21 protein-coding genes are annotated in these 20,020 nt (G+C 64.5%); 9 read left to right on the top strand and 12 right to left on the bottom strand.

The features are described from left to right. Positions 1 to 13 precede the first annotated feature (13 nt). The 3 genes from AC3RCE_RS02630 to AC3RCE_RS02620 are packed head-to-tail and all read left to right on the top strand — an operon-like array spanning position 14 to position 2,803. The gene (locus AC3RCE_RS02630) at positions 14 to 1,279 is read left to right on the top strand and encodes a benzoate/H(+) symporter BenE family transporter (protein WP_492254449.1); all 1,266 of its coding nucleotides are present in this window, start codon (positions 14 to 16) and stop codon (positions 1,277 to 1,279) included. Continuing rightward, a complete protein-coding gene (locus AC3RCE_RS02625; RefSeq protein ID WP_492254448.1) occupies positions 1,272 to 2,087 on the top strand; it encodes a YggS family pyridoxal phosphate-dependent enzyme in 816 nt (271 codons plus the stop codon). The genes AC3RCE_RS02630 and AC3RCE_RS02625 overlap by 8 nt, the downstream gene beginning before the upstream one ends. After that, positions 2,084 to 2,803 (top strand): glutamine amidotransferase, encoded by a 720-nt coding sequence (locus tag AC3RCE_RS02620; RefSeq protein ID WP_492254447.1) that lies wholly within the window; start codon positions 2,084 to 2,086, stop codon positions 2,801 to 2,803. The genes AC3RCE_RS02625 and AC3RCE_RS02620 overlap by 4 nt, the downstream gene beginning before the upstream one ends. A 138-nt stretch (positions 2,804 to 2,941) precedes the next feature. Here AC3RCE_RS02620 and AC3RCE_RS02615 read toward each other — a convergent pair whose 3' ends face one another. After that, a complete protein-coding gene (locus AC3RCE_RS02615; protein ID WP_492254446.1) occupies positions 2,942 to 4,000 on the bottom strand; it encodes a DMT family transporter in 1,059 nt (352 codons plus the stop codon). A 137-nt stretch (positions 4,001 to 4,137) separates the two neighbouring features. Then, positions 4,138 to 4,932, bottom strand: a complete 795-nt coding sequence (locus AC3RCE_RS02610; RefSeq protein WP_218297355.1) for an SDR family NAD(P)-dependent oxidoreductase — start codon at positions 4,930 to 4,932, stop codon at positions 4,138 to 4,140. Positions 4,933 to 5,166: 234 nt separating this feature from the next. Here AC3RCE_RS02610 and AC3RCE_RS02605 point away from each other — a divergent pair, with 234 nt between their 5' ends. Then, positions 5,167 to 5,610 carry an ester cyclase gene (locus tag AC3RCE_RS02605; protein WP_218297356.1) on the top strand — a complete coding sequence of 148 codons (444 nt, stop codon included), beginning with the start codon at positions 5,167 to 5,169 and terminating at the stop codon, positions 5,608 to 5,610. A gap of 30 nt (positions 5,611 to 5,640) precedes the next feature. Here AC3RCE_RS02605 and AC3RCE_RS02600 read toward each other — a convergent pair whose 3' ends face one another. Further along, the gene (locus AC3RCE_RS02600) at positions 5,641 to 6,645 is read right to left on the bottom strand and encodes a LacI family DNA-binding transcriptional regulator (protein ID WP_218297357.1); all 1,005 of its coding nucleotides are present in this window, start codon (positions 6,643 to 6,645) and stop codon (positions 5,641 to 5,643) included. Positions 6,646 to 6,746: 101 nt separating this feature from the next. Here AC3RCE_RS02600 and AC3RCE_RS02595 point away from each other — a divergent pair, with 101 nt between their 5' ends. The 4 genes from AC3RCE_RS02595 to AC3RCE_RS02580 are packed head-to-tail and all read left to right on the top strand — an operon-like array spanning position 6,747 to position 10,213. Continuing rightward, a complete protein-coding gene (locus AC3RCE_RS02595; protein WP_218297358.1) occupies positions 6,747 to 7,250 on the top strand; it encodes a 2,4'-dihydroxyacetophenone dioxygenase family protein in 504 nt (167 codons plus the stop codon). Between the two features lie 37 nt (positions 7,251 to 7,287). Next, positions 7,288 to 8,274, top strand: coding sequence for a Bug family tripartite tricarboxylate transporter substrate binding protein (locus AC3RCE_RS02590; RefSeq protein ID WP_492254445.1), 987 nt, complete (start codon positions 7,288 to 7,290; stop codon positions 8,272 to 8,274). 34 nt (positions 8,275 to 8,308) lie between these two features. Then, positions 8,309 to 9,205, top strand: a complete 897-nt coding sequence (locus tag AC3RCE_RS02585) for an MBL fold metallo-hydrolase (protein ID WP_492254444.1) — start codon at positions 8,309 to 8,311, stop codon at positions 9,203 to 9,205. 33 nt (positions 9,206 to 9,238) lie between these two features. After that, positions 9,239 to 10,213 (top strand): Bug family tripartite tricarboxylate transporter substrate binding protein, encoded by a 975-nt coding sequence (locus AC3RCE_RS02580; protein WP_218297361.1) that lies wholly within the window; start codon positions 9,239 to 9,241, stop codon positions 10,211 to 10,213. A 271-nt stretch (positions 10,214 to 10,484) separates the two neighbouring features. Here the strand turns inward: AC3RCE_RS02580 and AC3RCE_RS02575 are convergent, their stop codons facing one another. The 4 genes from AC3RCE_RS02575 to AC3RCE_RS02560 all read right to left on the bottom strand — a co-directional run bounded on the left by AC3RCE_RS02575 (position 10,485) and on the right by AC3RCE_RS02560 (position 14,100). After that, positions 10,485 to 10,778 carry a DUF4148 domain-containing protein gene (locus AC3RCE_RS02575; RefSeq protein WP_369641186.1) on the bottom strand — a complete coding sequence of 98 codons (294 nt, stop codon included), beginning with the start codon at positions 10,776 to 10,778 and terminating at the stop codon, positions 10,485 to 10,487. 260 nt (positions 10,779 to 11,038) lie between these two features. Further along, positions 11,039 to 12,034, bottom strand: coding sequence for a Bug family tripartite tricarboxylate transporter substrate binding protein (locus tag AC3RCE_RS02570; RefSeq protein ID WP_369641185.1), 996 nt, complete (start codon positions 12,032 to 12,034; stop codon positions 11,039 to 11,041). Positions 12,035 to 12,127: 93 nt separating this feature from the next. Further along, positions 12,128 to 12,994, bottom strand: a complete 867-nt coding sequence (locus AC3RCE_RS02565; RefSeq protein WP_218297363.1) for an HTD2 family dehydratase — start codon at positions 12,992 to 12,994, stop codon at positions 12,128 to 12,130. Between the two features lie 14 nt (positions 12,995 to 13,008). Continuing rightward, a complete protein-coding gene (locus AC3RCE_RS02560) occupies positions 13,009 to 14,100 on the bottom strand; it encodes a CaiB/BaiF CoA transferase family protein (protein ID WP_492254443.1) in 1,092 nt (363 codons plus the stop codon). On the opposite strand from AC3RCE_RS02560, the gene AC3RCE_RS02555 reads away from it, so the two are divergent. Further along, positions 14,099 to 15,199, top strand: coding sequence for a LysR family transcriptional regulator (locus AC3RCE_RS02555; protein ID WP_492254442.1), 1,101 nt, complete (start codon positions 14,099 to 14,101; stop codon positions 15,197 to 15,199). The two genes, AC3RCE_RS02560 and AC3RCE_RS02555, sit on opposite strands and share 2 nt — an antisense overlap. A gap of 25 nt (positions 15,200 to 15,224) precedes the next feature. Here the strand turns inward: AC3RCE_RS02555 and AC3RCE_RS02550 are convergent, their stop codons facing one another. The 5 genes from AC3RCE_RS02550 to AC3RCE_RS02530 all read right to left on the bottom strand — a co-directional run bounded on the left by AC3RCE_RS02550 (position 15,225) and on the right by AC3RCE_RS02530 (position 20,018). Beyond that, positions 15,225 to 15,644 (bottom strand): LysR family transcriptional regulator, encoded by a 420-nt coding sequence (locus AC3RCE_RS02550; RefSeq protein ID WP_492254441.1) that lies wholly within the window; start codon positions 15,642 to 15,644, stop codon positions 15,225 to 15,227. A gap of 126 nt (positions 15,645 to 15,770) precedes the next feature. Next, positions 15,771 to 17,078 carry a glycerate kinase type-2 family protein gene (locus tag AC3RCE_RS02545; protein WP_492254440.1) on the bottom strand — a complete coding sequence of 436 codons (1,308 nt, stop codon included), beginning with the start codon at positions 17,076 to 17,078 and terminating at the stop codon, positions 15,771 to 15,773. Continuing rightward, positions 17,075 to 18,037 (bottom strand): D-2-hydroxyacid dehydrogenase, encoded by a 963-nt coding sequence (locus AC3RCE_RS02540; protein ID WP_218297368.1) that lies wholly within the window; start codon positions 18,035 to 18,037, stop codon positions 17,075 to 17,077. Before AC3RCE_RS02540 ends, AC3RCE_RS02545 begins: the two co-directional genes overlap by 4 nt. Positions 18,038 to 18,159: 122 nt before the next feature. Beyond that, positions 18,160 to 19,128, bottom strand: a complete 969-nt coding sequence (locus AC3RCE_RS02535) for a Bug family tripartite tricarboxylate transporter substrate binding protein (RefSeq protein ID WP_369641178.1) — start codon at positions 19,126 to 19,128, stop codon at positions 18,160 to 18,162. 38 nt (positions 19,129 to 19,166) lie between these two features. After that, positions 19,167 to 20,018, bottom strand: coding sequence for an HpcH/HpaI aldolase/citrate lyase family protein (locus AC3RCE_RS02530; protein WP_492254439.1), 852 nt, complete (start codon positions 20,016 to 20,018; stop codon positions 19,167 to 19,169). Positions 20,019 to 20,020: the final 2 nt, after the last annotated feature.

The raw sequence follows: 20,020 nt of genomic DNA, 5'->3' as shown, positions 1-20,020 counted from the left end.
GCCCCGATCCCACATGCCGTCCCCACCGCCCGCCTCCTCTTCCCGCTGGTCCGATCTCGCCCATCCCATTGTCGCGGGCCTCATTTCCGTCATCGTCAACTACGGCGGTACCTTCATTCTCGTGTTTCAGGCGGCCAGGGTGGCAGGCCTGAGCCCGGAGCTGACGGCATCGTGGGTGTGGTCGATTTCGATTGGCGTGGGCGTCACGGGGCTCATGCTCAGCTGGCGGACGCGCGAGCCGATCATTACCGCCTGGTCCACGCCGGCAGCGGCGTTCCTGGTGACTGCACTGGCCACCACGCCCTATGCCGAAGCGGTGGGCGCGTACCTGATCTCCGCCGCGGCCTTTGTGGCGCTGGGGCTGTCAGGCTGGTTCGAGCACTTGATCCGGCTGATTCCTCCGGGCGTGGCCGCAGGCTTGCTCGCGGGCATCCTGCTGCAATTCGGCATCCAGGCTTTCGGCGGCATGGGCATCGATCCGGTGCTGGCTGGCTTGCTGATCGTGACGTATGTGGCGCTCAAGCGCTTCAGCGCACGCTATGCCGTCGTGGGCATCCTGGTGCTGGGCCTGCTCTTTCTGCTCATGCAGGACCGGGTGGACCTGTCGGGACTGGCGTTGAGACTCGCCGCCCCGGTCTTCACCATGCCGGCGTTCTCGCTCAATGCCTTGCTGAGCGTCGCCTTGCCCCTGTTCCTCATCACGCTGACCGGCCAGTACATGCCCGGCATGCTGGTGCTGCGCAATGACGGGTTCAGGACCAGCGCCAATCCCATCGTGGCGCTGACCGGGCTCGGCTCGCTGCTGATGGCGCCATTCGGTTCGCATGCCTTCAACATCGCTGCCATCACGGCCGCCATCGCCACGGGCCGGGAGGCGCACGAAGATCCGTCCAAGCGCTGGATCGCGGGCATCGCCGCAGGCGTGTGCTACATCCTCGTGGGCGTGTTCGGCGTGACGCTGGCGGCCGTCTTCATGGCCTTCCCGGCGACCTTCATCACCACGCTGGCGGGGCTGGCGCTGCTGGGCACCATCGGCGGCAGTTTGGCCACCGCACTGGCCGATGCCAAGACCCGTGAAGCGTCGCTGATCACCTTCCTGGCCGCGGCGGCCAATATCACGCTGCTGGGCATCGGTGGTGCGTTCTGGGGCCTGGTGGTGGGCCTGGCGGCGCACGCCGTGCTCAATGGCACACTGCCGCGCCGCGGGCGCCCCGCCACCGCGGCAGCGGCCGCAGAGCCCGCGATCGTCAAGAGGGAAAGGAACCAGGCCAATGCTTGAGCAACCGGACACCCAGACCCGCCACGGCCAGCATGGCCGCTATCCGCAGGCAGCTTCCGTCGATGACTTCCGGCGCAACTTGGCGGCGGTGCGCGCCCGCATGGATGCCGCCTGCCGCCGCGCGGGGCGCGACCCGGTCGGGGTGCGCCTGCTGCCGGTGAGCAAGACCAAGCCCGAGTCCAGCCTGCGCCTGGCCTACGCGGCGGGTTGCCGCCTGCTGGGTGAGAACAAGGTGCAGGAAGCCTTCGGCAAATGGGAAGCCATGCAGGACCTGGCCGATCTGCGCTGGTCGGTCATCGGCCATCTGCAGACGAACAAGACCAGGCTGGTGGCACGCTTCGCCAGCGAGTTCCAGGCACTGGACAGTCTGCGCGTGGCCGAGGCGCTGGAGCGCCGCCTGCAGGCCGAGGGCCGCGCGCTGGATGTGCTCGTGCAGGTCAACACCTCGGGCGAGGCCAGCAAGTACGGCCTGTCGCCCGAGGACGTTCCGGCGTTCCTGCGCGCGCTGCCCGCTTTCCCCGCGCTGCGCGTGCGCGGGCTGATGACGCTCGCGCTGTTTTCGCCAGAGGCGGAGCGGGTGCGGCAGTGCTTCATTCTGCTGCGCACTTTGCGCGACCGCTTGCGCCAGAGTGCGCCCGCCCACATCGCCCTGGAGGAACTGTCCATGGGCATGTCCGGCGATTTCGAGATCGCCATCGAGGAAGGCGCCACGGTGGTGCGTGTCGGCCAGGCCATCTTTGGCGCCCGCCCCCTGCCCGACAGCCACTACTGGCCCGGCGAGCCCAGCACCCAGGAGCCACGTCCATGAAAACCGCCATCGCCCTGCGCCATCTGCATTTTGAAGACCTGGGCACGCTCGAGCCGCTGCTGGCGGCGCGTGGCTATGCCGTGCGCTATCTGGACGCCACCACGGATGATCTGCACGCCGTGGACACGACCGCGGCGGATCTGCTGGTGGTGCTGGGCGGCCCCATCGGCGCTTTCGATAACCACATCTACCCCTTCATCCACGACGAGCTGGCGGTGATACGTCAGCGGCTGCAAAGCCGGCGACCGCTGCTGGGCATCTGCCTGGGCGCGCAGCTGATTGCCCGCGCGCTGGGTGCGGGTGTTGCCAGCATGGGCATCAAGGAAATCGGCTTTGCGCGCCTGGTGCTGACCCCGGAAGGCGAGGCATCGCCGCTGGCGGCGCTGGCCCACATGCCCGTGCTGCACTGGCATGGCGACCGCTTCGACATTCCCGAGGGGGCAACGCGACTGGCGGGTACACCCACCTGCGCCAACCAGGCCTTCCGCATGGGACGCCACGTGCTGGCGCTGCAATGCCATCTGGAAGCCGACCCCCGCCAGATCGAGCGATGGCTGGTCGGCCATGCCTGCGAACTCGCGCAGGCGGGCATCGATCCGCGCGCATTGCGCGCCGAAGCGCAAGCCTTGCAACCCGGTTTGCCGCTGGCGGCACGGGCGGCTTTCACCGCCTGGCTGGACGGGATCGAGCCAGGCCTTCAGGAGGAGACTCCGTGAGAAAAACCCGGCATTCCACGGCATCTCGACCGCCATGAACCGGCCCGGCCTGGACCGACCCCAGGCCAGAAATGAATAGCCCCATTTCTGGCCCGGGACGCACGACGCCGTCGCATGCGCTGAGGGCTGCGGGGCGCCTCAGTGCCTGTGCGAATGATGGGCATCCGGCACGTGGGCGTGGCGGTGCCGCACCGGACCGTGGACGTGCACATGGCTGTGCGGCCCCGCGGGCATGGGCTCATGGGCGTGCCCATGGTGACCGTCGTCATGGGTGTGGGCGTGCTCATGCTCCAGGAACGCGTGCGCATGCTCGTGGTGATGCGACTCCATCAAATGAACGGCCACCCCCAGCAGCATCAGCACGCCCCCCGGCAGCATGCCCCACCCCCCGGGGCTATCCCCCAGCATGAGCGCCAGCGCCGCGCCCATGAACGGAGCAAAGGCAAATACCGATCCCGTGCGTGCCGCCCCGAACGCGCGCTGTGCAAGCAGGTAGAAACGCAGGCTCAGGCCATAACCGCTCGCACCCACGGCCAGAAGCCCCAGGGCGGGCCCCCCTGCGGGAGCGGGCTCGTCCGTCAGCCAGGCCAGCGCCAGCGTGGCGGTGACGCCCAGCACGGCCTTCGCCACCACGACCTGCCCCGGGTCACGCTCCGCCAGCGCACGTGACAGCGTGTTGTCCAGGCCCCAGGCTGCCGTGGCGCCCACAACGGCCATCAGTCCCCAGAACTGGCTGCTGTTTCCGCTCTGCCCCTGGTCCAGCACGAGGGCGATCCCGCCGGCCAGCAGCAGTGCCACGGCCAGTCCCACTCTGCGGTCCATGGTTTCGCCGTAGAGGCGCCAGGCCAGCAAGGCCGTGAACAGCGCCTCCAGGGTCAGCATCAGCGACGCGCCGGTGCCGCTCGTGCGCTGCAGACCCCAGGCCAGGGCCACGGGGCCGATGATGGCGCCCAGCAAGGCCATCGCCAGCAGGCGCGGAAAGTCTGAACGCCGCAGGCGCGCCTCCCGCTCGGCGGGCTGGCGCAGCAGTGCGCCGATGAAGGCAGCGCCTGCATAGAGCAGCGCCGCCGTGGTGAACGGGCCAACGCCCAGGCCGAGTTTCTGCACCAGCGGCGTGCTGATGCCAAACAGGACGGCCGCCAGCAACGCAAGCAGGCCGCCCCGCAGGGCGGGAAGGGTGTGGGTCGGATCTTTCATCAGCGCTCCATTCTTGCCCATCGGCCCGATCGGCGCCCCCGCCCTGCTGGCATTCTTCTTTCTTTCCCGCCTCCAAAAAAGCTCCGGCCAGGGCGCTGTTCGCACCCGCAGCGCTGGCCCTTGCCTGCCATGTGTGGCTACAAGCTCGAGCCCCCATCGACGACCAACTGGACCCCGGTGATGTAGGACGAATCGTCCGAGGCAAGAAACAGCGCGGCCTTGGCGATGTCCCAGGGCGAACCCTGGCGCCCCATCGGGCATCGCGCATCACGGGCCCGGTGGCCGGCTGCAGCCTCTTCCGCGCCGCCGTACAGAGCGTCGGCATGGGGGGTGCGGATCATGCCGGGGATGATGCAGTTGCAACGCACCTGGTCCGCGGCATATTGCCGGGCAATGACACGGGTCATGTGGTTCAGGCCGGCTTTGGACGTGCTGTACGACAGAAACTGCATGGGGCTCCACTTCAGGCTTGCCGTGGACGAGACATTGATGATGGAGCCCGACTTGCGGGCGCGCATCCCCGGCACCACAGCACGTGACGTGGCCATCGCTCCGCGAAGATTGATCTCCATGACCCGGTCCCAGTCCTCATCCTTCACCTCCAGGAGGTCGCCCTGCATTTCAATGCCCACGTTGTTGTGCAACACGTCGATGCGCCCGTGCTGCGACAGAAGCTGGCGCACGACATCGTTCACTTGCGCCGTGTCGGTGACGTCCATCTGCACGGCCTGGGCGCGGCCGGATTCCCCGTGAATCATCTTTGCAGCGAGCCCGGCGGCGTCCAGCGAGCGGTCTGCACAAACCACGATCGCGCCTTCCCGCGCGAAGGTGAGCGCACACGCGGTCCCATTGCCCACCTGCCCTGCGTCCGTGAAGTCCTTGCGCAGGGTACCGGCACCCGTGACGAGCACCACCTTGTCTTTTAGTTTCATAGCCCATCCTTTGAGGAAACGTTTCCTCTCATGCTATGCCAACCTCGTCATGGAGCGGATGGGGATAACCCCACGGTCTCGCGGCTCGCTGGGTGAATTTGTGCAACGGGCCTATTGCCTTAGGGGAATTTCAGAAATCAACACCTGTCGGCATGGCAGGGTAAACCCCGGTCAACCCTTTGGCAGAATCTGCGCAAAATAGCGCAAACGTTTCCACAACAAGGAAAAGGACCCATGACCAACGAAGAGTTGCGCCAGGCGCGCATCCAGACCGTGCGAGACCACATGGCGCTGGAGTGCACCCAGGACTGGGACGGTGTCATCGACACCTTCGAGCACCCGCGGTATGAGATGTATGGCAATGGCGCTGTCTACGACGGCGAAGAGCAGGTTCGCGCCTACTTCCACGCTTCGCGCCAGGCCTTCCCGGACCAAGCCAACGAAGTCATCGCCATCGCCGCCGACGATGCACAGAACACCGTGCTGGTGGAGTTCTTCCTTTTCGGAACTCACCTGGGCGAGTTCCGCGTGCGCGACAGGACGTTTGCGCCGACCGGCAAGAGCTTCAAGGTGCGCATGGCGGCCACGTTCCTGTTCAAGCCGGGCTCGGCGAAAATCATCTGCGAGCGCCCCTACACCTCGCCGGACCTCAAGCTTCAGCAACTCGGGCTCCTGTAGGTGCAACACCCACCCCTTCAGGCCGGCGCGCTAGATGGTCGCGCACGACTCCCGCTCGATGAGCCGCATCTCCACAACGGCCGAACGGGGGCCTGTGGATTCGTCTCGCATCTGGGAGAGCAGCAGCGAGGAGATGTCGCCCGACAACGCCTTGATGTCCCAGGCCAGCGAGGTGATGGACGGGCTGTGCAGTTCCGAGAAGTCCGAGTCGCCGATGGATATCACGCTCACGTCTTTCGGGATGGCCCGCCGAGCGCTGCGTATAGCGGCCAGGACGCCCGCCAGAATCTTCGTGCCCAGGCACAGGAAGGCCGTGGGCCGCTCTCCCGGCATGTTCAGGAGCATCTGGGCCCGCTCGGGAGGAAAGTTCATCGACGAATCCGCCAGGCAAATCAAGCTGGGGTCGAAGCCTATGGACGCTTCCACGAGGCAGTCCTGATAGGCCCGGATCCGGTCCTTGATGGGCTGGATCTGGCTGCCCGGTGTCAGAAGGGCGATGCGCCGGTGGCCCCTGGCAATCAGATAGCGCATCGCGGAGCACGTGCCCTGGTAGTGGTCGACCTTCACCGAACTCAGTGCGTTTCCTCCATCGCGGTCGAACAGAATTGTTGGCGTGCCTTTGATTTCAGACACCAGGTGCGCGATGGAGTCGGTTTGGCACGGGCCAAGAATGATGCCGTCGACCTCTCGGCTCTTGAACAGGCGCACGAGGTTGACTTCGGTCGAGATGTCGTTGTTGGAACTGGCGACAAAGCAGGCGTAGCCACTTTCGGACAGGCTGCGCTCGAGTGTCTTGACCAGGCGGCCGTAGAACGGATTGGAGATGTCGCTCACGATAACGCCCACCGCATGGCTCTGCTTGGAACGCATGGCCCGCGCAATCGCATTGGGCTGGTAACCCAGGCGCGCCGCAACCTCCTGAACCTTTTTCACCGTGTCTTCACTGACACGGCCCGCCCGGTTCATGGCCCGAGATGCGGTGCTGATCGAAACGCCCGCCACGCGAGCCACATCGTGAATGCTAACTGCTGCCATCGAATCCGCCGTCCGTTCAAATCATTCAATCGCCGCAATTTTACGCCTATTTTTAGTTTTTGCGGAAACGTTTCTTCATATTAACGCGGACAGGATACCCCATGGCAACCCCCACCTCGCTGACCCCACAAGATGAGCTGCTCACGGTCAATATCAGGAACATGGACTATTTCCCGGGCGGAGCACCGGGCTCGGAAATCATTCCGCTCTTTCTCGACCGGGAAAATGGAATATGGGTGCTTTATGGGAAATTCGCCCCTGGCACCAGGCTTCCAAAGCACTTCCACACGGGTACGGTGCACTTTTTCACCACCAAGGGGCAATGGAACTACGTCGAGTACCCCCAAAACCCGCAGACCGCCGGGAGCTACCTCTATGAGCCGGCAGGCTCCATCCACACTTTTTGCGTGCCTGACGACGCACCGGAGCCGGCGGAAGGATTCATGGTCGTTCACGGAGCCAATGTGAATTTCGATGGCGAGGCCTTCATGAATGTCCGCGATGCAGGGGCCATCGAAGACGGGATATTGAATTATGCAAGGACACAAGGGCATTCCATACCCGCATATATCTCACCCAGGGCTGCCGGATACAAAAACAGATAATCCCGGCCTGATTTTCAACCGCAAAAGGAGACATGATATGAAGTCGCGCAGAAACGTTCTGAAAACCACTGCGGCGGTCGCCGCCTCGGTGTTTGCTCCTGCCCTGTCATGGGCGCAAGCCAAATGGACGGCGAAAAAGCCGATTCAATTGATTGTTCCTGGCCAGGCGGGGGGCAACTCCGACATCTTTGCCCGACTGATCTCCAACGCCATCGGCAATGCCCTGGGCCAACCCATCGTGGTGGACAACAAGCCTGGCGCCTCGGGAACCTTGGCATCGGGCATTCTGAGCAAGTCGCCAGGAGACGGCCACTACCTGCTGGCCGCCAGCAGCGACACCCATACCATCTACCCGCACTTCTTCAACAATCCGAACTTCCGCCCCGAAGGCCACGTCCCCGTGGCCGTGCTGTGCTTCGTGCCGTTCGCGCTGGCCGTGCGCAAGGACCTGGACGTGAAGGACGTTCGCGAATTCATCGCGCTCGCCAAGCGCCAGCAAGTGAGCTTCTCGACCTGGGGCGTGGGCACCACCGGCCAGGCCGCCATGATGCTCTTCGGCCGCGCCGCCGGCACCAGGGAGATGCTGCACGTGCCGTTTACCGGCAGCGCTCCGGCTATTCAGGCGCTGATGGCTGGCCAAGTGGATGCCATGATGGGCGCCGTTCCACTGATTTCATCGGCACGCGCACACCTGAAGCCGCTGGCGGTCATGTCCAGGAACCGATCGCCGGCGATGCGCGATGTCCCTACGATGGACGAGGCAGGGCTGGTCATCAACGAGACCAAGGAGTTCTGGGTGGGCATCATGGCGCCGCCCGGAACCCCCGCCGATGCCGTGCACACCATCGCCGACGAGGTGCGCAAGGCGATGGCCCTTGCGGCCGTGAAGAGCCGCATCGAAGAGCTCGGTGCCATCGCCGAATTCGTCGGGCCAGAGGACTTCAAGAAGGTCATCTCCCACGAGTTCGTCCAGTGGGCCCGGATTGCCCGTGAAGCGGGTGTGACGCGCCAGAACATTGGCTAGGTGCCCGCATGTCGTCATCCGTGCTTTTCCTGCGATGAAACAGATCCACCTGGGCAACACCACGGTCGACAAGGTCGTGGAAATCGACAATTTCTGGGTAGACCCCACTTGGCTCTATCCCAACATTGAACCGTCAGCGGTCTTGAAACACCAGGAGGCCTTGGGCCCGACGTTGATTCACCCAGAGACGAAGAAACTCAACCTGAGCTTTCACAGCTATCTGGTGCGCACGGGGACGGCCAATATCCTGGTGGACACCTGCAACGGAAATCACAAGGACCGGCCCCGCGCGAAGTGGCAGCACATGTTCAAGTCGCAGGAGTACTTGCGCAATCTGGCACGCCTGGGCCTGGGCCCCGAGGACATCGACATGGTTCTGTGCACCCACCTCCACACCGACCATGTGGGGTGGAACACCGTGCTCAGTGATGGCCGATGGATGCCGACTTTTCCCCGCGCAAAGTACATCTTTGCACGGGAAGAGTTCGAACATTTCCTTCGGCAGCACCAAAGCGGGCCGGAATTTCCGGTGGGCCAGGGCTCCTTCCTGGACAGCGTGCTGCCGGTCGTGGAGGCCGGGCAGGCCCTCTTGGTCGACTCCAACCACAGGGTGGATGGAGACCTGGCCAAAGGCGTCTGGCTCGAGGATGCCAAAGGGCATACGCCAGGCCACGTCACGGTCCATGTGAAGGACAACGGACAGCACGGGGTCATGACGGGCGACATCTTCCATCACCCCATCATCTTCCTGGAGCCCGGGCTCATCAACACCGGCGACTGGAACCCCACGCTGGCGCGGGAGACGCGGCAACGGCTTTGTGAGCGATTTGCCGACACATCGTCCGTCCTGCTGACGATGCACTTCCCCGCGCCGACCGCCGGCCGCATCCATTCATGCAGTCACGGCTTCAAGTTCAAGTACCTCAGCTGACGGGCCAGTGCAACCCCAAAAAGGAGACAACCGATGACGAAGACATTCAAGCTATCTCGCGTTCTTGCCGGCCTCGTGATGCTGGCGAGCGTGGCGGCCCTTGCGCAAGGCAAGGACTATCCCCACCGTCCCATCAAGCTCTTGCTTCCCTTGTCCGCGGGCAGCGGCGGCGACGCCCTGGGCCGCCTGGTCGCCGAAGCGATGGGCAAGCGCTTGAACGGATCGTTCTTCGTTGAAAACAGGGTGGGGGCCGGCGGCACCATCGGGGCCGCCCAGGCGGCCAAGTCGCCGAGCGACGGATACACCATCACGATGGGAGGCATGACGTCCCACATCATTGCGCCGGCCGTCTATGCGAAGCTGCCCTACGACCCCGTGAAGGACTTCACTCAAATTGGCCGCATCGGTACCGCAGGGGTCGTGGTGGTTTCCACGATGGCATTTCCCGCCAAGGACCTCAAGGGGCTGGTCGCGCACTCCAAGACCCTCGACAAACCGCTTCAGTACGCGACCTGGGGTCATGGTTCCACCGGTCACCTGTGTGGCGAAGTCATGGTTCAGAAAGCGGGAGCGAAATTCGACCACATCCCCTTCAAGTCTTCGTCCGACCTGGTCACAGGCCTTCTGGGCAACCACATCAACGTGGCGGTGCTCGACATGGGCACCGCGTCGCCCCTCGTGAAAGCAGGCAAGATCCGGGCGCTGGGCATCTGCGGAACACGCTCGCCCAGCATGCCGGACGTGGGGACCTACCCGGACCAAGGCATTGATTTCAAGAGCGAGCTCAGCTGGGTGCTGTTGGCCCCCGGGGGGTTGCCGGCGGAGTTGACGCTCAAGCTCACGGAGGCGCTGAAAGAATCGTTGGCGGACAAAGGCGTTGCGGACCGGATGCTGGAACTCGGAATACAGCCGGCCTACCTGCCGCCAGCGCAACTGCGCCAGCTGATGGCCGAAGACGTGGCAACCTGGAAGCAGGTGGCGGAAGCCGCGAACGTGCTGCCAAACTGAGCGCCACGCCCACATTCCTGCCAAGGCGGCGGATGCGGGCCGATTCTGCGAGTTGGCTCACTCGCGGGAAGCTGGGGACCACGGCGCAGGAGCGGTCACCGCACTCGCGGCCTATCGCCGCTGGCAAGGATGCGCTGCACCAACAAAAAGGGCTCCCAAAGGGAACCCAGTTTGCTTGTCATCAGTGCGGGTCTGTTCAAAACACTCCCCATGGCAGCGGCACCCGCGAAGTACCGCCACCGTGGGAAGGCCCGCAACTGCGTCAATTCAATTACATGGCGCTGAATTCGCCCGAAGGGATCTGGCCGGTGCGCACGGCTTCGGCAGCCTGGGCACGCACTGCGGCGCGGTCGGCCGTGGACTTGTAGGTCACCACACGCGAACCGGCGGGCTCGATGGAGCGGGTCTGTGCCACGGTGGCGGCTTCGGCTTGCACTTCGGCGCGCGTGCGGTTCGTCTCGAACTTGGTGGCGAACTGCGAAGCATCGGCTTCATCGGCCTGGGCACCGAAAGAAGCGAAAGCAGCCACAGCGGCGATGGAGAGGAAACGTGCGGTCGTGTTCATGATGAAAATCCTTGAAGTTAAAAAAGCGTCTCAAAAAAGCCGGGACAAAAACCATTTCTGAACCGGGTTCGGTGAGTCGCCTTGCGGGTTCGGCTCATCGATGGGTTGAACTGTACGCCTGGGGTATCCAAAGAAAAACCACCTGGTCGCGAACTAACTATTCCAGTATTGAGAACAATCGAAAAGGAGCGCAGCTCCCCAGACCATTCTCAACAGCAAGCCGAACATCAACGCCTCGCCCTCCCATGTCCAGGCCCGCCTCAGTCGAGGGACACACTGGCGCTCTTGACGATGGCCTGCCAGCTTTTCAGGTCGTTGGCCAACAAGGTGGCCAGTTCTGCCGGCGTGGAGGCGACGGGCTCCGCACCTTGTTCTTTCAAACTCCGCACGACGGCGGGGTCTACCAGCACTTCGTGAAGCGCCTGGTTCAGGCGGCCAAGGATCGGGGCAGGCAGCCCCTTGGGCGCAAAGACGCCGAACCAGGAGTCCACGACCATGTCTTTCAGGCCGCCCTCCCTGGCGGTGGGCAACTGAGAAAAGACAGGGGATCGTTGAGCGCCGGTGACGGCGATCGCTCGCAACTGGCCCGATTTGATGAAAGGCAGCGCGGTGGGTATGGTCGAAAACATGACCTGTGTCTGGCCCGCCATCAAATCCGTCAGCGCGGGAGCGGCGCCTTTGTAAGGCACATGGGTCATGGAAATGCCGGCCTGCTGCGACAGCATTTCCCCCGCGAGGTGAAAGATGCTGCCGGGCCCGGCCGAACCATAGTTCACCTTGCCCGGATGGGCCTTCGCATAGGCCACCAGTTCAGGCAAGGTCTTGATCGGAAGTGTCGGGTTGACGACCACCACGTTGTTGACACGCGCCACGAGCGACACCGGATCGAAGCTGTTCACGGGATTCCAGGACAGCTTTTTATACAGCGATGGATTGATCGCATTCGTTCCGTTGTAGCCCATCAGCAAGGTGTAGCCATCGGCCTTGGCGTTGGCGACTGCCGCCGCGCCGATGTTGCCGCCAGCACCGCCACGGTTGTCGACGATCACGGGTTGGCCCAGCTTCTTGCCCAAACCATCCGCCACGATGCGGCCGAGGATGTCGGTGGTCCCACCCGCCACGAAGGGCACCACGAGGGTGATGGGCTTGGTGGGGTAGTCCTGCGCACAGGCAAGTTGCGTGGCGAGCGGCAGTGCAACTGCCAGAGCGGCCTTGGCAGCCGCGGCGAGAACGAATCGGCGAGATGTGGCGGGCATGGTTGTCTCCTATGGATGTGTATGGATGTGGCGAGTCCTCGGGCCGCCAGGGGCGGCCCGTGCTCGGGTTTTCGCGAAAGTGGGAAAGGTCGCCTAGAACGACGCCTCGGCCTGCATGGACACCGCGCCGTCCGGCTGCGCAGTCCACAGCGTCAGGCCGTCGCCGCTGGGCGCCGCATTGACGGTCAGCGGGGTGCCAAGCAGGTTGGGCTGCACGCCGCGGTAGCGGAATTGCCGGAGCGGCCGTGTCCCCAGTCGTGCCGCCAGCTCCGCCAGGAGGGTGGCCTGCAGCGGTCCGTGCACGACCAGGTTGGCGTAGCCCTCGATGTTGCGGCAGTAGTCCAGGTCGTAGTGGATGCGATGGCCGTTGAAGGTGAGTGCCGAGTAGCGGAACAGCACCGTGGAGGTCGCCTCGAAAGGTTCGCTGTGGCTCGGTGCCGGCATGGCCACCGCGGCGGCGCGCGTCGTGCCAGGCGGCGTGGGTTGCTTGTAGACGATGTCGTGGTCTTCGGTGATCGCCACCGTTTGGCCATCGAGAATCTCGTGCCGCACCGTGACGAAAACCAGGTCGCCGCTGCGGCCGCGCTTGTGCTCGACCGAGGTGATGGCGGAGCGCTTGCGCACCGTGGTGCCCAGCGCCACCGGTGCGTGGAACGCGAGGCGACCGCCTGCCCACATCCGGTTCGCCAGGGGCACCGGAGGCAAGAACCCGCCCCGGGCCGGATGGCCATCGCGGCCGAGTTCGCTGGCGGGAAGCCCTTCCAGGAAATACAGCCAATGCCACAACGGCGGCAGCGGCGTGCCTTCGGCGAATTGCGCCTGCGGCAGCCCCAGCGTGGCGGCCATGAGGCGGGCATGGCGTACCGACAGCGTGTCTTCTGCGACAGACTCCCGGCCCATCCAGGTTCGAAGGAAATCCAGATCGATGGCGCTGCCATCCGAGGTGTTCAGTGTGCTCATGGAGTGATCTCGTGTCATGCGGGAAGGAATTCGGCGCGCACGGCGGCGCCGTGCTGGTCCAGACCTGGCGCGGCCGTGAAGCGCCCGCTGTCCCAGGGGGCGCGGACGGGCGGTGCGACCAGGTCGAGTTCCTTGTCGCCGACAGCCATGGGCCAAGTGCGCAACGCGGGGTGCCGGGCCATATCGGCAACGGATCGCACCTGGCCGTAGGCGGTGTTGGCGACCTGCAACTGCTGCAAGGCCTGCGCAAGATCCAGTTCAGCGAACCTCTGGGCGATGAGTGCGTTGAGTTCCAGGCGGTTCTGCACACGCAGGTAGTTGCTGCTGAAACGCTCGTCCTGCGCCAGCGCGCCCTGCCCCAGGAAGGATTCGCAGAAGTTGCGCCATTCGCGCTCGTTCTGGATGCTGATGACCACGCTGCCACCATCGCGCGTGGCGTAGGCCCCGTAGGGGGCAATGGAGGGGTGCTGCAAACCCTGGCGCGTGGGAGCGCCGGCACCGTAGATCGCGTGCACGTAAGGCACCGTCATCCAGTCGGCGGCGCCATCGAAGAGCGAGACGGAGATGCCGCAACCCTTGCCGGTGCGTGCGCGTGAAGCCAGGGCGGAGAGGATGCCGATCGTCGCATTGAGGCCGGCACCGATGTCGCAGATCGACACGCCAATGCGACCGCACGCCTCGGGGGAGCCAGTGATGCCCGCCAGGCCGCTCTCGCATTGCACCAGCAGGTCATAGGCCTTGAGCGTGCTGGCGGGCCCCTCGGCGCCATAGCCGCTGATGTCGCAGGTGATGAGCCGGGGGTGGCGCACGCGCAGTGCGTCGCTGTCGAGCCCGGCGCGGGCCAGCGCCCCCGGAGCGAGGTTCTGCACGAAGACATCGGCCTTCGCCAGCAAGGCGTCGAGCACCGCGCGGTCATGCGGCTGCTTGAAGTCCAGCGCCACGGATTCCTTCCCGCGGTTGGTCCAGACGAAGTACGAGGCCTCGCCGTTGGCCGCACGGTCGTAGCCACGCGCGAAGTCGCCTTCAGGGCGTTCGATCTTGATGACCCGTGCGCCCATCTCGGCCAGCCTGCACGTTGCGAGCGGTGCCGCCAGGGCTTGCTCCATGGCCACGACAAGAAGACCTTCGAACGGTTTTTTTGAAGGGGCGGTCGACGCCAAGGAGGTTGAAAGCAGTTCGGTGTTCATAGGCCGAAGTTTCAAACTCTGCGTCTCTGCCAACAAGCGAGTTTTTCCAAACCCAGCCTTCGTCTTGCGCGAACGCTCTTTGTACATACTAGGCGCTACTGAAGCTCCTGTGCGGGATCAATTCATGCGCTACGACTTGATGGATCTGAGAGTGTTTCTGGCCGTGGCCGATGCACAGAATCTCTCCCGCGGCGCCGCTCGCTGTTTTCTGGCACCGTCTTCAGCCAGCCTGCGCCTCAGGGAGCTTGAGGAAGCCGTCGGGACACCACTCTTCAAACGCCATGCCCGCGGAATGGAACTCACGCCGGCTGGAGCCGTCATGCTGGAACACGCCCGCCGGTGTATTGCTCAGCTCGAACAGATGCATGCCGACCTGGCGCCATTCGCTGATGGAATTCGAGGCCACATCACCCTGTTCGCCAACAACAATGCCATCAGCAGTCACCTGCCTGGCGATCTGGCGCGATTCTTCGCGCGCCATCCATCGGTGCGCATCACCCTGGAGGAGCGGCCGAGCCTGGACATCGTGACAGCCGTCATGGCCGGGCGCGCCGATCTCGGGGTCGTGGCCGTGGAACAACCGCACTCGGAACTGCGCTACCTGCCTTACCGAGAGGACGAACTGGTTTTGCTGGTGCCACGTTCCAGCCCGCTGGCGGCACGCGGCAGTATCAATTTCGGCGCGTGCCTGAGTGAGCCTTTCGTCAGCCTTCAGTCCGGCATGGCCCTGCACACATTTCTGGCCAATCACGCGGTGGCGCTGGGCGGCAAATTGGATATCCGGGTGCAGGTATCGGGCTACCGCGCCATCGCGCAGCTCGTGGCATCCGGGGCTGGCATCGGCGTCGTGCCACGCTCAGCGCTCCAGGATGCTGACCTGCAGCACCTGGCAGTGCTTGATATCAAGGAAACCTGGGCCATGCGCCATCTGCAGATATGCCTTCGGGAGCAGACCCTGCGCAGCCCTTTCGTTGCGCAGTTCATCGACACACTGTGCGAAGGAAACGCAAGCTCCTGATCACGGGCACCCGGCGGCCACGGGTTCATGCATGCTGGGCACTGTCCAAGCGACTGCTCAATGTGACCTGGCGGTGGCCAGCCCGGCCGCAGTTCTCATGGATGTTGCCGGAAGGCCTTGGCGCAGACACGGCGTCAGCGACCATCTGGTCCAGTTTCACGAGCAGCTCTTGCGAAGTGGTTGCGACGATGTGCCCGGCATCGGTCGGTACCAGCCCCCCCTTGCGGCGATAGAAGAGCACAACGCCCAGGCGCTCCTCAAGAATCCTCAAGCGACGGCTGGCACACATGACCGACATGTGGCACAGCGGAGACGCATGCGTCAACGAACCTGTTTGCGCGCAGGCGACCACCAGCCGCAGGGACAACAGGTCCAGCCGAGCCATGTTGGTGGAGGGCGCCGGCACCTTCTTCACCGATGCGACTTCATTCGCATTGCGCGACATTCACGCCGCATCCAGGGCTGTTTCGCGGGCAGCGCGCATGCATGGCGCCTGGCGCGCCCCCCACGCCGAAAATGCGGATGGCATATCTCATGGCTCCGTTCAACGGGAAAGGGCACTCCAGGACCTCTACAGAATCAACAACGCTCGGAAGTCATTGACATTGGTATGGGTGGGCCCGGTGACGAAAAGATCCCCGAGCGCCGAGAAGTAGCCGTACGCGTCATTTCTCTCCAGGTGATCGGCCAGCGTGAGGCCAGCCCCGCGGCCACGGACGATCGTGTCGGGCATCACGAAGGCCCCCGCGTTGTCTTCAACACCATCGATTCCATCGGTGTCGGCTGCCAGCGCCCAAACGCCTGGCTCCCCCTGAAGAGCGTGGGCTAGCCCCATGCAGAACTCTCCCGCTCTCCCACCTCGGCCACGCAGGCTGCCAGCAGGTTGGGACCTGACCGTGACCGTGGTCTCTCCGCCAGAGAGCAGCAGCAACGGGCTCGTTCTGGAGTTGCCATCGCGCAGGGCATATCTTGCCAACGCAGCATGCACTTTGCCTACCTCCCGCGACTCGCCCTCGACGTCGTCGGAGAGGATGCGCGTCTCCATGCCCAGGCGGCGCGCTTCCTCGGCGGCTGCCAGCAATGACTCGTGGGGCGTGGCAATGAGGTGCACGCTGTTCCGCGCAAAACGCTTGTCGCCGGGCTTTGGGGTTTCCAGCTTTCCCTCGGCCAGGGCTGCGTGGACCGCCTCTGGCACCGCGATGGAGTAGCGGGCCAGGATGTCGAGCGCGTCACGACAGGAGGTGGCGTCCTCCACCGTGGGGCCGCTGGCGATGACCGAAACGTCGTCGCCGGGCACGTCGCTGATCGCGAGGGTGACGACCTGCGCGGGCCAGCATGCCGCAGCCAGCTGCCCGCCCTTGAGGCGCGACAGGTGTTTGCGGACACAGTTCATCTCCCGGATGTCGGCGCCACTTTCCAGCAGCTCCTTGTTGATGCGTTGCTTGTCGGCCAGATCGAGTCCGGCGACCGGGAGGGTGAGCAGCGCCGAGCCACCACCCGATATCAGGCAGACCACGAGGTCGTCCTCGCAGAGGCCCCGGGTCATTGCATAGGTGCGCACGGCGGCGATTCGGCTTGCTTCGTCAGGTACGGGATGAGAGGCTTCCATGATCTCTATGCGTTCCGGCAATCCCTTCGGGCGCGGCGGGGTGTGGCCATATCGCGTGACCACCAGCCCGCTCATTGGCGCACCCTCGGGCCACGCCGCCTCCAACGCGTGCGCCATCGCCCCTGCTGCCTTTCCGGCTCCCAACACCAGCGTGCGGCCTTTCGGGGCAGGAGGTAGATGGGCCGCCAAGGTCTCCGACGGCTGTGCGCGCCGCACCGCCACCCTGAAGAGGCGCTCAAGAAGCGCCCGGGGGTCGGCAATCGGGTTCACGCTGCGGTCCCCACCACGTTGACGGGCTCACCACGGACAAACGCCTCCAGGTTGTCGACGAGCTGGTCTGCAAGGCCCTGGATGGCTTCCTGGGAAGCCCAGGCGACGTGCGGGGTCAGGATGAAGTTCGGCAGGTCCAGGAGCGCCATGAAGGGGTGGTCGGCTGGCGGCGGCTCGGCGGAGACGACGTCGAACGCCGCTCCGGAAATCTGCCCGCCGCGCAGGGCGGCGGCCAACGCTGCCTCGTCCACCAGGCCGCCCCGTGCCGTGTTGACGATGAGCGGCTTGCGCGCCATCTTGGCGAACTCTTCGGCGCCCAGCATGTTGTGGCTCTGGGCGTTCAGCGGGCAATGGAGCGTGATGATGTCGGAACGCGCAAGGACGTCGTCGAATGGGGTGTAGAGGCTGCCCTGGCCAGAACGGCCCTTGAAGGCCGAGAAGAGCACCTTCATGCCGAGCGCGCGCCCGATGGCCGCCACCGCATTGCCAAGCACGCCGTCGCCCACGATGCCCAACGTGGAGCCGGCGAGGTCGCGCACGGGGTAGTCGAAGTAGCAGAACTGGCCTGACTGCTGCCACCGGCCAGCCTTCACCGATTCCCGGTAGGCACAGATGCTCCGCCGGAGCGCGAACATCAGCGCAAAGGTGTGCTCGGGAACTGTGTTTCCAGCGTAGTTGCGGATGTTGGTGACCGTGATGCCATGCTGGGCGCATGCCTTCAAGTCGATGTTGTCGGTTCCGGTGGCCGCCACGGCCACCAGCTTCAGCCTGGATGCCTGCTGCAGGGCCTGGGCGCCGAGCTTCACCTTGTTGGTGATGACGATGTCGGCGTCCGCGATGCGCTGCGCCACCTCGCCAGGCTGCGTGTTTTCGTAGCTCACGAGCTCATGCTCGAACAAAGGTGCGCGCAGAGTGGTGTCAGGGGACAGCGTGGAACGGTCAAGGAATGCAATCTTCATGGCGGTCCTGGCAGCGGCCAGCTTAGTAGTGGAGGCGAATAGGAATGTGGAAACGCAAAAATCAGCTGTCCCCCATTGCAGGGACAGCTGACGAGAGGGTCTACGTCGAGAGAGGCAAAGGTCTAGTCAACAACCGCCCCCGACGCCTTGACGATGGGTGCCCATCGGGCAATGTCTTCCTGCAGCAGCTGCGCAAGCCGTGTCGGCCCCCCGCTCAGCGGCTCGACGCCTGCAACCTTGAATCGCTCCAGCACATCGGGGGCGGCGACCGCGGCGGTGACCCATTGGGTCAGCTTGGATACCACGGGTGCTGGCGTGCCACGTGCCGCGAACAGGCCTACCCAGAGGTCTCCGACGTAGCCAGGAACCACTTCGCTGATGGAGGGCACATCGGGAAGCGCGGGAGACCGCTTGGCGGAACTCACGCCCAGGGCGCGCAGCTTGCCGCTCTTGATGAACTCGATGCACGAGGGCAGGCTGGCGAAGGCCACGGGGACCTGTCCACCCATGACGTCGGTCAACGCAGGTGCCACACCGCGGTACGGAACATGCTGCAGCGGCACGCCCGTGCTCGTGGAAAGCATGGCCCCCAGGAGGTGGTTCAGCGAGCCGTTGCCCGCGGAGGCGTACTGAATCTCTTCCTTGCTGGCGCGAGCCACCTTGATGAAATCGGCCAGGTTCCTGGCGGGAAAGGATGCATTCACCACCAACACGTTGGGCACGACGCCCACGGGGGCGATGGGCTCGAAGTCCTTGACCGGGTCGAATGGCACCTTTTTATACAAGGCAGGGTTGATGGCCTGTGTGCTGCTGATGGTCAACAGCAAGGTGTAGCCATCCTTGGGCGCGCGCGCAGCGAAATCGGTGCCGATGTTCCCGCCGGCGCCGGGACGGTTGTCCACGATGATCCGCTGGTTGCTCAGCTCGCTCAGCTTCTGGGCCAGGATGCGGCCGACCGTGTCGTTGGTGCCACCGGGCGCCTGCGGCACGACGATGGTCACCGGCTTGGACGGGTATGTATCGGCAAAGGCATTCAAGCCCAGCAGGCCCGTTGCGGCCAGGACGCTGAACTCGCGGCGTGTTGGATTCATGGTTGTCTCCTGTATTTCTGGTGTGGGGAACGGGGTTCCTAGAGCTGCGCGAGCAGCTCCTGGGCACGGAGGTACACGGGCTTGTCGACCATGGCTCCATCGAGCTTGATGGCTCCTTCTCCGCGGGCGGACGCCTCGTCAAAGGCATCCACCACTCGCTGGGCCCGCTGGATTTCGTCGGCGGTCGGCGTGTAGCACTCGTTGACCACATCGACGAACTTGGGGTGCACGACGACGGCCCCCCGAAACCCCAGCCCGCGGGCACGCAGCACCACGGCACTGAAGTCCTCGGGAGTACCAAGCTCGGCAATCGATGCAATGAAGCCGATGGGTTGGATCCGGGCCGCACGTGCCGCGGTCAGGACGGCCATGCTGGGATAGAGCAATGCGTCGGCGGTCGGGAGGCCTCCGCAATCGAGCGAGTAGTCCTCACTGCCGAGCATCATTCCCATCACGCGGGGCGAAGACGCCGCGATGTCGTGGAGATGCGGCAAGGCCGCCGCGCTTTCAATCTGCAGGAGAAAGCGCACATGCCCCGGTGGCACCGGCGCCGCTGCTTCCAGGTCCGTGACCATCTGCGCGATGATCTGAACGTCGCGTGCATGCTCCACCTTCGGGAGCACGATGATGTCCAGGCCGGGCAACACCGCGGATTTCAGGTCCACGACCGCGGTGAGCCAGTCGCCGTTGATGCGCACGGCGGCCAGCTTGTTCACCGCCTTCAGACGGCCCATCGAATCCGCGAGCCGCTCACGGGCAACCGGTCGCTGGGAAGGGTGGGTTCCATCCTCGAGGTCCAGGATGACAGCGTCGCTGGACTTGGTGACGGCGCTCCGCAGCAGCTTCTCATTGGCTGCCGGAACGAAGAGGAAAGAGCGGACAGTTTTCATGG

Source organism: Acidovorax sp. GW823-FHT05D11, from assembly GCF_058795695.1.
This window is presented reverse-complemented; position numbering and strand designations above follow the sequence as displayed.

Bases quoted from the DNA above. Each gene is read 5' to 3' on its own strand.
- AC3RCE_RS02580 (WP_218297361.1), top strand. From the start codon at position 9,239: ATGACGAAGACATTCAAGCTATCTCGCGTTCTTGCCGGCCTCGTGATG.
- AC3RCE_RS02595 (WP_218297358.1), top strand. From the start codon at position 6,747: ATGGCAACCCCCACCTCGCTGACCCCACAAGATGAGCTGCTCACGGTC.
- AC3RCE_RS02615 (WP_492254446.1), bottom strand. From the start codon at position 4,000: ATGAAAGATCCGACCCACACCCTTCCCGCCCTGCGGGGCGGCCTGCTT.
- AC3RCE_RS02560 (WP_492254443.1), bottom strand. From the start codon at position 14,100: ATGGAGCAAGCCCTGGCGGCACCGCTCGCAACGTGCAGGCTGGCCGAG.
- AC3RCE_RS02605 (WP_218297356.1), top strand. From the start codon at position 5,167: ATGACCAACGAAGAGTTGCGCCAGGCGCGCATCCAGACCGTGCGAGAC.
- AC3RCE_RS02535 (WP_369641178.1), bottom strand. From the start codon at position 19,128: ATGAATCCAACACGCCGCGAGTTCAGCGTCCTGGCCGCAACGGGCCTG.
- AC3RCE_RS02620 (WP_492254447.1), top strand. From the start codon at position 2,084: ATGAAAACCGCCATCGCCCTGCGCCATCTGCATTTTGAAGACCTGGGC.
- AC3RCE_RS02555 (WP_492254442.1), top strand. From the start codon at position 14,099: ATGGCCACGACAAGAAGACCTTCGAACGGTTTTTTTGAAGGGGCGGTC.
- AC3RCE_RS02610 (WP_218297355.1), bottom strand. From the start codon at position 4,932: ATGAAACTAAAAGACAAGGTGGTGCTCGTCACGGGTGCCGGTACCCTG.
- AC3RCE_RS02600 (WP_218297357.1), bottom strand. From the start codon at position 6,645: ATGGCAGCAGTTAGCATTCACGATGTGGCTCGCGTGGCGGGCGTTTCG.
- AC3RCE_RS02575 (WP_369641186.1), bottom strand. From the start codon at position 10,778: ATGAACACGACCGCACGTTTCCTCTCCATCGCCGCTGTGGCTGCTTTC.
- AC3RCE_RS02540 (WP_218297368.1), bottom strand. From the start codon at position 18,037: ATGAAGATTGCATTCCTTGACCGTTCCACGCTGTCCCCTGACACCACT.
- AC3RCE_RS02585 (WP_492254444.1), top strand. From the start codon at position 8,309: ATGAAACAGATCCACCTGGGCAACACCACGGTCGACAAGGTCGTGGAA.
- AC3RCE_RS02550 (WP_492254441.1), bottom strand. From the start codon at position 15,644: ATGTCGCGCAATGCGAATGAAGTCGCATCGGTGAAGAAGGTGCCGGCG.
- AC3RCE_RS02565 (WP_218297363.1), bottom strand. From the start codon at position 12,994: ATGAGCACACTGAACACCTCGGATGGCAGCGCCATCGATCTGGATTTC.
- AC3RCE_RS02570 (WP_369641185.1), bottom strand. From the start codon at position 12,034: ATGCCCGCCACATCTCGCCGATTCGTTCTCGCCGCGGCTGCCAAGGCC.
- AC3RCE_RS02530 (WP_492254439.1), bottom strand. From the start codon at position 20,018: ATGAAAACTGTCCGCTCTTTCCTCTTCGTTCCGGCAGCCAATGAGAAG.
- AC3RCE_RS02625 (WP_492254448.1), top strand. From the start codon at position 1,272: ATGCTTGAGCAACCGGACACCCAGACCCGCCACGGCCAGCATGGCCGC.
- AC3RCE_RS02630 (WP_492254449.1), top strand. From the start codon at position 14: ATGCCGTCCCCACCGCCCGCCTCCTCTTCCCGCTGGTCCGATCTCGCC.
- AC3RCE_RS02590 (WP_492254445.1), top strand. From the start codon at position 7,288: ATGAAGTCGCGCAGAAACGTTCTGAAAACCACTGCGGCGGTCGCCGCC.